The organism is Microbacterium sp. A8/3-1 (assembly GCF_040267695.1).
In the GTDB taxonomy this organism is placed as follows: Bacteria; Actinomycetota; Actinomycetes; order Actinomycetales; family Microbacteriaceae; genus Microbacterium; species Microbacterium luteolum.
Window position 1 is genome coordinate 2974238 of the sequence record NZ_CP158357.1, and the last position, 12498, is coordinate 2986735.

At 69.4% G+C, this 12498-nt stretch carries 9 protein-coding genes and 2 tRNA genes; 3 read left to right on the forward strand and 8 right to left on the reverse strand.

Annotation, left to right across the window (positions count from 1 at the left end; all coding sequences use genetic code 11):
• Nucleotides 1-20: 20 nt before the first annotated feature.
• Nucleotides 21-2108 (reverse strand): hypothetical protein, encoded by a 2088-nt coding sequence (locus tag ABS642_RS14570; RefSeq protein WP_350350657.1) that lies wholly within the window; start codon nucleotides 2106-2108, stop codon nucleotides 21-23.
• Nucleotides 2109-2275: 167 nt separating this feature from the next.
• On the opposite strand from ABS642_RS14570, the gene ABS642_RS14575 reads away from it, so the two are divergent.
• Together ABS642_RS14575 and ABS642_RS14580 are read left to right on the forward strand one after the other, a co-directional pair.
• On the forward strand, nucleotides 2276-4777 hold the full coding sequence (locus tag ABS642_RS14575) for an AAA family ATPase (protein ID WP_350350658.1): 2502 nt from the start codon (nucleotides 2276-2278) through the stop codon (nucleotides 4775-4777).
• A 65-nt stretch (nucleotides 4778-4842) separates the two neighbouring features.
• Nucleotides 4843-5319 (forward strand): DUF3253 domain-containing protein, encoded by a 477-nt coding sequence (locus ABS642_RS14580; protein ID WP_350350659.1) that lies wholly within the window; start codon nucleotides 4843-4845, stop codon nucleotides 5317-5319.
• A gap of 46 nt (nucleotides 5320-5365) precedes the next feature.
• Here the strand turns inward: ABS642_RS14580 and ABS642_RS14585 are convergent.
• The 5 genes from ABS642_RS14585 to ABS642_RS14605 all read right to left on the reverse strand — a co-directional run bounded on the left by ABS642_RS14585 (nucleotide 5366) and on the right by ABS642_RS14605 (nucleotide 8534).
• Nucleotides 5366-5438: transfer RNA gene (locus ABS642_RS14585), tRNA-Ala, on the reverse strand.
• Nucleotides 5439-5465: 27 nt separating this feature from the next.
• Nucleotides 5466-5539 (reverse strand) — tRNA-Ile (locus tag ABS642_RS14590).
• 87 nt (nucleotides 5540-5626) lie between these two features.
• Entirely contained in the window at nucleotides 5627-6592 is a 966-nt protein-coding gene (locus ABS642_RS14595) for a DUF4097 family beta strand repeat-containing protein (protein ID WP_350350660.1), read from the reverse strand.
• Nucleotides 6589-7278, reverse strand: coding sequence for a response regulator transcription factor (locus ABS642_RS14600; RefSeq protein WP_350350661.1), 690 nt, complete (start codon nucleotides 7276-7278; stop codon nucleotides 6589-6591). The genes ABS642_RS14595 and ABS642_RS14600 overlap by 4 nt, the downstream gene beginning before the upstream one ends.
• A complete protein-coding gene (locus ABS642_RS14605; RefSeq protein ID WP_350350662.1) occupies nucleotides 7266-8534 on the reverse strand; it encodes a histidine kinase in 1269 nt (422 codons plus the stop codon). Before ABS642_RS14605 ends, ABS642_RS14600 begins: the two co-directional genes overlap by 13 nt.
• Before the next feature lie 121 nt (nucleotides 8535-8655).
• On the opposite strand from ABS642_RS14605, the gene ABS642_RS14610 reads away from it, so the two are divergent.
• Nucleotides 8656-9366 (forward strand): VIT family protein, encoded by a 711-nt coding sequence (locus ABS642_RS14610; RefSeq protein WP_282215314.1) that lies wholly within the window; start codon nucleotides 8656-8658, stop codon nucleotides 9364-9366.
• 88 nt (nucleotides 9367-9454) lie between these two features.
• Here the strand turns inward: ABS642_RS14610 and ABS642_RS14615 are convergent, their stop codons facing one another.
• The gene (locus ABS642_RS14615; RefSeq protein WP_116633337.1) at nucleotides 9455-9859 is read right to left on the reverse strand and encodes a DUF3566 domain-containing protein; all 405 of its coding nucleotides are present in this window, start codon (nucleotides 9857-9859) and stop codon (nucleotides 9455-9457) included.
• A complete protein-coding gene (gene gyrA / locus ABS642_RS14620) occupies nucleotides 9856-12411 on the reverse strand; it encodes a DNA gyrase subunit A (protein WP_282215315.1) in 2556 nt (851 codons plus the stop codon). The genes ABS642_RS14615 and gyrA overlap by 4 nt, the downstream gene beginning before the upstream one ends.
• Nucleotides 12412-12498 lie beyond the last annotated feature (87 nt).

Below are 12498 nucleotides of genomic sequence, written 5' to 3' on the forward strand. Positions count from 1 at the left end.
CGGGGAGCCGTCGGCGGGGGTTATGCGCGACGACGACGGACCAGCAGGAGCCCACCCGCGGCGATGAGCGCGAGGGCGATGCTCGCGATGCCGGTCCACAGCACCGCATCCGCTCCGGTCGCGGCGAGGCCGTCGCCACCGCCGGACTGTCCAGGACCTGTGCCGGGCCCTGGGGTGCCCGGGCCTGGGGTGCCCGGGCCTGGGGTGCCCGGGACGGATGCGGCGGTGACCGTGAGGGTCACCTCCGCGCTGAGGTCGCCCTGCGCGAGGGTGACGGGGTAGGCGCCGGGAGCGACGCCCGGCACGCGGAGGATGTACGAGACCTCTCCGTCGGCGTTCGCGGTGACGATGCCGACCTGGCTCCCGTCGAACGCCACGGCGACGTCCTGATCCGGTGTGAACCCGGTGCCGGTGAGCAGGACACCCGTCGCGGCGAGCGCGTCTGTCGCGATGCTCGAGACGCCCAGCACCAGTTCCGGGTCGCTGGGGATCGGATCCTCGGTGACGGTCAGCGTCGCCTCGCCGAGGATGTCGCCCGGTGCCAGAGCCGCCGTGATGCCTCCGCGCGGTGCGAAGCCGGGGCCCTGCACGAGCTGCACGGTGTGCGCACCCGCGGCGACGTCGGCGACCGTGAACGATGCCGTGCCCGCCCCGGCCGACGAGGCCGTGAACGTCGCGACCTGCGTGCCGTCGAACAGCACCCGCACCGGGACGTCGGCCGGAAGCCCCTCGGCCGAGAGCGAGATGCCGTCGGTCGCGAGCGCGCCGGTCGCGATCTCGGACGGGGTGAGCGTCACCTCCGCGGGATCGACCGGATCGGCGGTGACCATCACCGTGTCGGATGCCTCCCACGCTCCGCTCCGCAGCAGGACCGTCGACGTTCCGGCGGCGATGCCCGCGCGGGCGACGGTCGTCGTCACTGCTCCGGATGCCGAGCTGGTGACCGTCGTGACGACGGCGCCGTCGAACAGGATCTCGACCGGAGCGTTCTCCGGGAATCCGGTTCCGGCGACCTGCACACCGGTGGCGGCCAGCGCGGACTGCGTGATCGATTCGGGCGTCACCACGACCTGCGGGTCGTAGACGACGGGATCGGCTTCCACGGTCAGCGCTGCCGACGCCGACCACGGCCCGCTGGTCAGGGCGATGGTGTGCGCTCCGGGCGCGACGGCCGACCGCGTCAGCGGGTAGGTGAGGGAGCCGTCGGCGCCGCTCGTGACCGTCGTCACGACCGCGCCGTCGAAGGCGATCTCGACAGGGGCGGATGCCGGGAAGCCGGCGCCTTCGACGACCACGCCGGCTCCCGCGAGCCGTGACACCGTCGCCGTGGACGGGTCGACGGATGCGGTCGGGTCGTACGTCGGATCGGCGATGATCGTGAGAGTCGTCTCCGCGGTGCGCGCACCGCTCGTGAACCGGGCCGAATGGGTGCCCACCGTGGCGTTCTGCCAGTAGAGGATCACCTCGACGGCCCCGTCCGCACCGGCGGTGCGTGTCGCCGCCTGCTGGCCGTCGATGAAGAGCGCGACGGTGCTGTCGGGCACGAACCCGCTGCCCGTGAAGCGGACGACGCCGTTCGGGTCGGTGATCTGCGACAGCGTCGCCGGGTTCGGCGAGACGGCGATCTGCGGAGCGACTCCGTCGATCGCGGCCTCGTAGGTGAACTGCGTGCCCGTGCAGATCAGGCCCGCCCCGACGAGGTCCGCGGCGTTCGACCCCGAGTTCGTGACCGAGCCGTCGGCGTGGAAGGTGCCGCCGAGCCAGTACTCGGCCTGCGTGTCGGCGTCGATCTGATACGTCCAGTGCGCCTGGAAGGAGCCGTCCGCGGCGATCGCCGTGTCGGGGATCTCGTTGAACGGCACCTGGAACGGGAAGGGCGGATTCACGCCGCAGAACGCCGTCGCCGAGGTGGTGACGTCGGTGACCTTCCCGTCCGTGACCGTGAGGGAGATGTCGTATCCGTGACTGTTCTCACCGACGTACACGCCGTCAGTGGTGGCTGCCTGGGCAGGGGCCGCGACGGCGACGGCGCTGAAGCCGACGGCGAGCGCGATGCCGGTCAGAGCCCCGAGGAGTCGCGTGAGGCGTGGTCGTAGCTGCGATGTCATCAAGTGATTCCTGTACCTGGGTGTGCGGACGCATTCAGGCACAGGCTATGAAGAGCGCACCGGGCGGCACATCCGTAGAAACACCGGGTTCCTCGATTGAATCGAGAAAACGCCCCGATCACGCGTGGTTCCGGCTACTCTCGTCCTGTCTGGGGTGAGGGGGACGCATGTTCATCGGGCGAGACGCCGAGCTCGCGCTGCTGCGCGCCCACCTGGATGCCGGATCGACGGCGGTCGCGCCGGTCGTGGTCGTCGAGGGGTCGATCGGCATCGGCAAGACCGCCCTGGTGAACGAGTTCCTGCGCGCCGGTCTCCACGCCCGCGTCCTCTTCGCGCGGCCGGACGAGGTGGCGACGAACATCCCGCTCGCCGGCATCCGTCCGATCGTCGAGGAGCTCCTCGACGACGACCTCCCGGTTCTGCTCGAGGAGAGCGCGCCGCGCGTGCTGCGACGCCGCATCCGCGAAGCTTTGACGTCCGAACCCAGCGTCGTCGTGATCGATGATGCGCACTGGCTCGACGGGGAAGCCCTCGACGTGGTCGAGAGCCTGATCGCCGCGCCGGGCGCTTCGGCACTCGCCGTGCTGCTCTGCTTCCGCAGTGGAACCATCCCCGATTCGCTCCTGCGCGCGGTCGAGCGCGGCGGCGCCTCCCTGCAGCGCATCCGGCTCCGCCCTCTCGACTCCGCGGACGCGGCGACGATCCTCGGCGGGCACGGTGTCGCCGACGACGCGCTCATCGACCTCGCCGGAGGGAACCCCCTGTTCCTCCGCCTCCTGGCCGAGTCCCAGGTCGCCGGAGCGGACCTCGTGGATGCCGACGCCACGGCGCCTCTGGAGATCGGCGACGCGCTGCGCGGCGAGCTGAGCGCGCTCGACCCGCCATCGCTCGCGCTTCTGCACGCCCTGGCTCTCACGCCCGCGATCGCTCCCGCCACCGTGAGCGAGGTCGCTGGAACGGATGCCGCGTCCCTCGCCGTCGCCACCGAGCACCTCGCCCGGCGGGGCCTCATCGACGCGGACGAGCTGCGGATCGTGCATCCGTTCATCCGTGCCGCCGCCTACCGGCACATGCGGCCTGCTCGCCGTCGCCGGGCCCACCGCATCGCGGCGCAGCACTCCGCCGACATCCTCGAGCGGGCGTCGCACCTGCAGCACGTCGGATCGCACCTCACCGCCGAGGAGGTCGAGACGATCATCCGGGCCGCCGAGATCGTCTCGGCGACCTCCCCGCAGAGCAGCATCGCCCTGCTCTCACGCACCCGCCGGATCCCGCACCGCGAGAGGGATCTGCTGCTCGCCCGCGCCCTCCTGCTCGACGGCCGGCCGGTCGATGCGGAGGAGCTGCTGCGCGACGTGCATGCGGTCGGGACACCGCGTGGTGAGGGGCTCGCTCTGCTGCTGCAGTCGCTGCGCATCCAGAGCCGACCCGATGAGGCGTTCGAACTGGTCCGCGAAGCCGGAGCCGCGCGCCTCGAGCCGGAGGTGATCGTGGAGCTCGCGACCCTCGCGGTCATGCACGACGGCGATGCCGAGCTCGACTCGCGCACCTGGCTGGACGACGACGACGCCCGGCCGGGTCACGCGATGGCCCTCGCCGGCCTGCGTGCGCTCTCGCATCTGCGGGTCGGGGATCTGGAGCGCGGACGCGCCGCCTATCTCGTCGCCAAGGCGGGGTTCGAGTCGCTCACCGCATCGGAGCTGCTGCCGGTGATCGACGTCGTCACCGCGATGGGGTGGTGCGCGCACTTCCTCGCCGACTTCGACGACGGCGTGCGACTGGTGGAGCGCGCCATCCGCCTCGCCGAGTCGCGCGGACGCTTCCATGTGCTGCCGCACCTCTACATGATCCTCTCGTTCCTCTATATTCCCCTCGATCGGTGCGAGGAGGCCGAAGAGCTCAGCGCGCTCGCGATCACCGCGGCCGAGAAGTACAACTGGCCCGACGCGATCCCGCTGGCGCTCACGGCGAGCATCGTCGCCGCTCCCGGCAGGGTCGACGCCGAGGAGTTCGTCGCGCGGTACCGACGCCTCGTCGACGCGGGTCTCCCGCAGATCGGATGGTGGCGACGCATCGTCCGCCTCTTCGTCGCTCGCGCGTCGATCGCGCTCGGGTTGCCCGCCGAGCTCGCTGATCTCGCGATCGACCGCAACGACATCTTCGCCTCGCAGAAGCACATCGGCCTCGGTGAGGTGGCTCTGGCCGCGGGTGACCTGCCGCAGGCTCTGCAGCATGCCGAAGCGGCGATCGCCTGGGGCGAGCAGGCGGAGCACACGTCACAGGCCGGGCACGGCACGATGTTCCGCGCCCGGGTGGAACTCGCTCAAGGCCGTGTCGACGATGCGCTCGACGACGCCCGTCGAGCGATCGGACTGTTCGAGCTGTCGGGGTCGACGCTCTACCGTCGCTTCGCGGAGGCCACGGTGGCACAGCTGGAGGCGGCCGCCGCGGAGGCAGGACCGCTCGACGTTCTCACCCCTCGCGAGCTCGATGTGGCGGAGCTCGTGGCCGAGGGGCACACCAACCGGGTGATCGCCGAGCGCCTCTACCTCAGCCCGCGCACCGTCGAGAGCCATGTCGCGCGGATCCTGCAGAAGACGGGCCTCCGCTCCCGGGCCGGCATCGCCCGTCACCTGGACGCCGCGCTGCGGCAGCCGCGGCGGTCGTAGGACGGGGATCCCGCCATCCGTCAAGGCTCTGTGCGGGCGTGGTGTCGGAGCGCAGACTGCTCGACATGGCGGAGCACACACCCGACGGACATCACATCATCGTCGACGGCCGTCGCTGGCGCGCGACCGATCCGTCCATCCCCGACACCTTCCGTCAAGAGCTCGTGGACGAGCTGATGGCGGCCCGCCGCGCGGTGAAGGCTGACGAGCCGGACGCACGACGGCGAGTGCACCACGCGAAGACAGCCCTCGGCGAGCGCGGCGAACCGTGGTGGGAAGAGCCGACGGATGCCGCGTTCGCGGAGCGTGCCGCAGCCGCCACGCGCGCCCTCGTCCGCAAACGCAGCACATCGTCGATCTGTCCGAGCGACGTGGCGCGCGCGATCGGCGGCGCATCCTGGCGCACACGCATGGACGATGTCCGACGGGTGGCCGCCGAGCTCGCCGGCCGCGACGAGATCGTCGTGACGCAGAAGGGCGAGGCTGTGCGGATCGAGGAGGCCCGCGGTCCGGTGCGGATCATCCGCGGCCCTGCGCTCTGAAGCGAGTTGTTAACAGAGTTGTTAACACCTGTGGATGGAAAGAGTGTGGAGCCTAGGAGATTCGAACTCCTGACATCCTGCTTGCAAAGCAGGCGCTCTACCAACTGAGCTAAGGCCCCGTGAGGGTGTTTCTTGAATTGAAAGGGTGGGGCTACCAGGACTTGAACCTGGGACCTCTTCATTATCAGTGAAGCGCTCTAACCGCCTGAGCTATAGCCCCGTCAACCTCCAAGACTTTACCGGAGAAAGACGGAAAATCCGAATCGAGCGCGGGGCCGCCCTGGGGAGGCCCCGCGCTCGAGCTAGATCAGTTACCGGGGCGGATGGTCGCGCTCCCGGCGGACAGGGTGACGTCGATCATCCGCCGCTCGCTGCCGGACTGGTCGACCTTCACGTCGAGGGAGCCGGCACTGACCTCCTGGGTGATGCCGTACGCCTCGTCGGGCACGGTCAGATCCAGCGAGCCCGCGCTCACATCGATGGTCGTCTGCGTCGGGGCGACCCCGGTCAACTCGACATCGAGGTTGCCCGCGGAGACGCCGAGAACAGCCGTGTTGACTCCGTCGAGAAGGATGTCGGCGCGACCGGCGTTCATCTGGACGTCGAGGCTGTCGGCCGCGCCGTCGAGGCCGAGTGCGCCCGCGCTGACCTCGACGCCGAGATGACCCCAGTCGCCTTCGACGTCGAGGCTGCCCGCATCGAGACGCAGGTCTCCGTCGAGGCCGCTGTCGTTCAGGCTCTGCGGCAGCGTCAGCACGGCGATCTCCTCGTCGCCGAACCAGTTCGAGAACCACCAGCCCCACTTCGACTCGGGACTGTGCACGGTCAACTCATCCCCGTCGCGCTCGAACGTCCACGTCGGGCCGCGACCGTTGGTGATCGACAGCTCCGCTTCGTCCACGTCACCGAACTCGATGCGCATGTTGCTTCCGTCGACGTCCAGGTCGATGCCGTCGATCCCGTCGACGTCCACGGTCTGCACGGAGTCCGGCAGGCTCGCGCTCCACAGGTCGCCGGCCGCCGCAGCGGCAGCCGTTCCGCCTGACCCGAGCAGTGCGATGCCGCCGACGACCGCGACGACGACGGAGATCGCGGCCACGCCCGACGAGCGGCCGGAGCCGCTCGGCTCGGCGGATGCCGTGGCACCGGGGTCCGCGACCCAGGGCCCGGAGGCCTGTGTCGCCTGCGGAGCCTCCGGGGCCTGGGGTGCCGAGGCCGGCGGGGGAGTGAGCGGGGTGTGCCCGCCCGTGAGGTCGTTCTGTTCGTTCGTCATCGTGCCACTCCTGTCGGGCCGGCCGGGGGCACGGGGCCGCCGGTGTTCTCGATGTGGGCGAGGGCGGCGAGCACGCGACGGTTTCCCGATTCGCCCTGCTCGAAGCCCAGCTTCTGGAAGATGGAGGTGATGTGCTTCTCGACACTCGCCTCGGAGAGGAAGAGGAGCCCGGCGATCGCCTGGTTCGACTTGCCCTCCGCGATCAGTGCCAGCACGGTGCGCTCGCGCTCGGTGAGCCGCAGCATCCGGTCGTCGCGGTTCCTCCGCGTGAGCAGCTGCGCCACGACCTCGGGGTCGAGCACGGTCGCACCCTCGGAGATGCGCTGCACCGACGCGAGGAACTCGGCCACGTCGGCGACCCGGTCCTTGAGCAGGTAGCCGAGCGGGCCACCCTGCGCGGCGATCAGGTCGGACGCGTAGCGCTCCTCGACGTACTGCGAGAGCACGAGGATCGCGAGGGATGGATGCGTGGACCGCAGTCCGAGCGCCGCCCGGATCCCCTCGTCCGTGAACGTCGGGGGCAGCCGCACATCGAGGATGCAGAGCTCCGGGTCCGTGGTCTCGACAGCCTCGACCAGACCGTCGATGTCGGGGAGAGCCGCGACCACTTCGTGGCCGGCGTCCTCGAGGAGACGGATGAGTCCCTCGCGCAGCAGGACGGAGTCCTCGCAGATCAGGATGCGCATGGCACGTTCACCTCCAGCGACGTCGGTCCGCCGAGCGGGCTGTCGAGACGGAAGGTCCCTCCTGCCGCGAGGACGCGATTCGCGATGCCGTCGAGTCCGCCGCCGGGCTGCACCTGCGCGCCACCCATGCCGTTGTCCTCGACCCGCGCCCAGAGGGTGCCGCCGTCGCGGAGTCGCACGATCACCCGCGCCTCACTGGCGCGTGAGTGCTTCGCCGCATTGGTGAGCGACTCGGCGATCGCGAAGTACACGGCCGCCTCGGCTTCTCTGCTGCACCGCCCGTCCATGCGGACGTCGAGGTGCACGGGAATGTGCGACCGGCCGGCGAGGGCCGAGAGGGCCGCATCCAGTCCGCGGTCGTCCAGGACCGAGGCGTGGATGCCGCGAGCCAGCTGACGCAGCTCGGTGATGGCGGCCTTGGTGGAGGTGTGCGCCTCGGCGATCAGCTCCTTCGCGGCATCCGGATCGTTGTCGATCTTCTGCTGCGCGAGGCCGAGGGTCATGCCGACCGACACCAGTCGGGGCTGGACGCCGTCGTGCAGGTCGCGCTCGATGCGGGTGCGTTCGACATCCGCCGCCCGCACTGCGCCTTCGCGCTGCGCGGTCGTGGTGCGGACGCGCTCGGTGAGCTCCGTCTCGCGACTGCGGATCACGATCGCCAGGGCGAGCGTGCGGTGCAGCAGCGCGAGACCGAAGATGCCGACCGCGGATGCGGCGATGCCGAGGATGCCGACGAGCGGCGCCCAGGCGACGGGGATGCCGCCACCGCCGAACGGTCCCATGACGGACTCGGCATCGGTGAGCGGAGCGAAGGAGATGATCACCGACCAGATGAGGCTCCAGAAGAGCCGGAGGACGATGGTTCCGAGGATGGCCGCGATCGCGAAGTTCGCGACGGCGCGCCACATCCGACCGTCGATCGCCTGCCGGCCGAGTGAGCCGAGCCAGCCGCCGAAGCCGGGGCGATCGCGCTGTCGCAGTCGGAGCGGTGCGATCGGGGTGCGGTACAGCGCGCCGACCCTGGCGACCTCGAACCAGCCGACGCCGAAGAGGGCGTAGACCAGACCGACGAGCAGGATGATGCCGATGCCGAACGCGAAGAGAAGACCCAGACCGGTTCCGAGGAGCCCGCCGAGCGTGGTGAAGATGATGCCGCCGAGGACCCCGACGCCTGCGAGGTGCAGGACGGTGAGGAAGATGCGCAGCGGTGGCTTCACGGCCGCGGCCTGCGGCGGAGGCGCAGTGTGTGTCGTCATGGTTCCAAGGTACGGGCGCGGTCATCCGGCCGACACCGAGGCATCCGGACTCCTGTCTTCGGGTTTTCCGTAGCCGCCCGTCGGGCTGTCCGCCGGGAGTGGAGTCTGATTCACTGAGGCCATGACCGTTCATCAGGATGAACCGCACGCGGCGGGGATCGGCCAGCGACTGAATTGGCTCCGCGCCGGGGTGCTCGGAGCGAACGACGGCATCGTCTCGGTCGCGGCGTTGGTCGTGGGTGTGGCCGGCGCGACGACCGACAATGCCGCCCTGCTCACCGCAGGGCTCGCCGGCCTCGTCGGCGGCGCGGTGTCCATGGCTCTCGGCGAGTACGTCTCGGTGAGCAGCCAGCGCGACAGCGAACGCGCACTCATCGCGAAGGAGCGCGAGGAGCTGCGCACGATGCCCGTCGAAGAGCTCGCCGAGCTCACGGCCCTCTACCGTGATCGCGGGCTCAGCGATGAGACGGCGCAGAAGGTCGCGGAGGAGCTCACCGCGCACGATGCGCTCTCGGCGCACCTCGAGGTCGAGCTGGGGATCGATCAGGACGACCTCGTGAACCCCTGGCATGCAGCCCTGTCGTCAGCCGTCGCCTTCACTCTGGGCGCGCTGCTGCCGCTGCTCGCCATCCTGCTGCCCCCGCCGGAGTGGCGCGTTCCGGTGACGTTCGCCGCCGTGCTGCTCGCCCTCGCAGCGACGGGCGCGGTCGGAGCCGTCATCGGCGGTTCCGCGCCGGTCCGGGCATCCGTCCGCCTGGTCGTCGGCGGCGCCCTCGCCCTGGTCGCGACCTGGCTGATCGGCACGCTGCTCGGCACGACCGGCATCGTCTAGGAACGCGAAAGGGGCGGATGCCGTGGCATCCGCCCCTTTCGACTCGGGATCCCTGAGCCTGTCGAAGCGCCCTGAGCCCGTCGAAGCGTCAGTTCGACATGAAGCCGACGAGCAGTCCGCCCGTCACCTTCACGGCGAGGTTGTAGATTCCGGCGATCACGGCGCCGAGCACCGTGAAGACGATCAGGTTGAGAATCGCGACGACGGCGGCGAACGCCATCACCTGCGGGAGGCCCACGATCTCGGACAGCGGGACCGCCCCGTCGGTGAAGCTGCGCACGAACTCATCGGCCGTCGCCATGATGCCCGTCGCCTGCAGCACCAGGAAGATGAGGAAGAACGACACCATCGTGACGACCGCGAGAGCGACCGCTCCGAGGAACGAGAGCTTCACGGCCGACCAGAAGTCGACGTAGACCAGACGCAGGCGGACCTGCTTGCCGCCGGTCTTGCGTGTGGACTTCTTCGCCAGCTTGTCGGCTACTGTGCTCATTCGTCCGTGCTTTCCTCAGGTGTCGGTGTCGTCTCGGGGGCCGCGGTCTCGGAGTCCGCCTCCGCCTCGTCATCTGCGAGGCCTCGCTCGCCGTTTCGGGCGATGGCGAGGATGCGGTCGGCTTCCGTCGTCCGTGCGAACACCACTCCCATGGTGTCTCGGCCCTTGGCGGGCACCTCGGCCACGGCAGAGCGTACCACCTTGCCGCTGGACAGAACCACCAAGACCTCGTCGTCCTCGGAGACGATCAGACCACCGGCGAGCGTGCCCCGATCGTCGTTCAGCTTGGCGACCTTGATGCCTGTTCCACCGCGTCCCTGGACGCGATACTCCTCGACGGCGGTGCGCTTGGCGTATCCGCCGTCGGTGACCACGAACACGAACTTGCCCGGTGCCGCGAACGATGCCGAGAGCAGGCTGTCCTCGTCGAGCTTGAACTTCATGCCCCGCACACCGGCGGTCGCGCGACCCATCGGACGCAGCGCCTCGTCGGTCGCCTCGAACCGCACCGACATGCCGCGGCGGCTGATGAGGAGGATGTCGTCGGACGCGTCGACCAGCAGCGCGCTGACCAGCTCGTCCTCGTCGTTCAGGCGGATGGCGATGACGCCGCCCTGGCGGTTGGTGTCGTACGCGTCGAGACGCGTCTTCTTCACCAGACCCTCGCGGGTCGCCAGCACCAGGTACTCGGCGACCTTGTAATCGCGGATGTCGAGCACCTGCGCGATGCTCTCGTCCGGCTGCAGCGCGAGAAGGTTCGCGACGTGCGTGCCCTTCGCATCGCGTCCGGCCTCGGGCACCTCGTAGGTCTTCGCGCGGTAGACGCGGCCCTTGTCGGTGAAGAAGAGGAGCCAGTGGTGCGTCGTCGTCACGAAGAAGTGCTCGACGATGTCGTCGGCACGCAGCTGTGCGCCCTTGATGCCCTTGCCGCCACGGTGCTGCGAACGGTAGTTGTCGCTGCGCGTGCGCTTGATGTAGCCCTCGCGCGTGACGGTGACGACCATCTCCTCCTCGGCGATGAGGTCTTCCATCGAGACGTCGCCGTCGAAGCCGTGCAGGATGTGCGTGCGGCGCTCGTCGCCGAAGCGGTCGACGATGGCCGTGAGCTCTTCGCGGATGATGGTGCGCTGACGACCTTCGTCGGCGAGGATCGCCTTGTAGTCCGCGATCAGCGCTTCGAGCTCCTCGGCCTGCTCGATGATCTTCTGACGCTCGAGGGCGGCGAGACGACGCAGCTGCATCTGCAGGATCGCGTCGGCCTGGATCTCGTCGATGTCGAGGAGCTTCTGCAGTCCCTCGTTCGCCTCCTGCGTCGTCTGCGACCGGCGGATGAGCGCGATGACCTCGTCGAGCGCGTCGAGCGCCTTCAGGTACGCGCGCAGGATGTGCATGCGCTTCTCGGCCTCGGTGAGGCGGTACTGCGTGCGGCGGACGATCACTTCGATCTGGTGCGTGATCCAGTACGACACGAAGCCGTCGATCGCGAGCGTGCGCGGAACGCCGTCGACGATCGCGAGCATGTTCGCGCCGAAGTTCTCCTGCAGCTGCGTGTGCTTGTACAGGTTGTTCAGCACGACCTTGGCGACGGCGTCGCGCTTGAGCACGACGACGAGGCGCTGGCCGGTGCGGTCCGACGACTCGTCGCGGATGTCGGCGATGCCGGTGATCTTCCCGTCGCGGGCCAGGTCGCCGATCTTCACCGCGACGTTGTCGGGGTTGACCTGGTACGGCAGCTCGGTGATCACGAGGCACGTGCGGCCCTGGATCTCCTCGACGTTGACGACAGCGCGCATCGTGATCGATCCGCGACCCGTGCGGTACGCCTCGTGGATGCCCTTGGTGCCCAGGATCTGCGCGCCGGTCGGGAAGTCCGGGCCGGGGATGCGCTGGATCAGACCGTCGAGGAGCTCCTCGCGGCTGATCCCCGCGTTGTCGAGCGCCCAGAGTGCGGCATCCGCCACCTCGCGCAGGTTGTGCGGGGGGATGTTGGTCGCCATTCCGACCGCGATGCCGACCGAACCGTTGACGAGCAGGTTCGGGAACCGGGCCGGGAGGACCGTCGGCTCCTGCGTCTGACCGTCGTAGTTGTCCTGGAAGTCGACCGTGTCCTCTTCGATGTCGCGCACCATCTCGAGCGCGAGCGGAGCCATCTTGGTCTCGGTGTATCGGGGAGCCGCCGCACCCATGTTGCCGGGGGAGCCGAAGTTCCCCTGGCCGAGAGCGAGCGGATACCGCAGAGCCCAGGGCTGCACCAGACGAACGAGCGCGTCGTAGATCGCCGTGTCACCGTGCGGGTGGTACTGACCCATCACCTCGCCGACCACGCGGGCGCACTTCGAGAACGACTTGTCGGGGCGGAACCCGCCGTCGTACATGCCGTAGATCACACGACGGTGCACGGGCTTCAAGCCGTCGCGCACATCCGGGAGGGCGCGGCCGACGATGACGGCCATGGCGTAGTCGAGATAGCTGCGCTGCATCTCGGACTGCAGGTCGACCTGGTCGATCTTGCCGTGATCGTGTTCGGGGACGGGGCGTTCTTCGTCAGTCATGTGTGTTCGATTCCGGTCGTTCAGTTCTGGGTCGCTGCCCTTCGACAGGCTCAGGGACCCAATTCGGTTTCGTATGGGTGCCCTTCG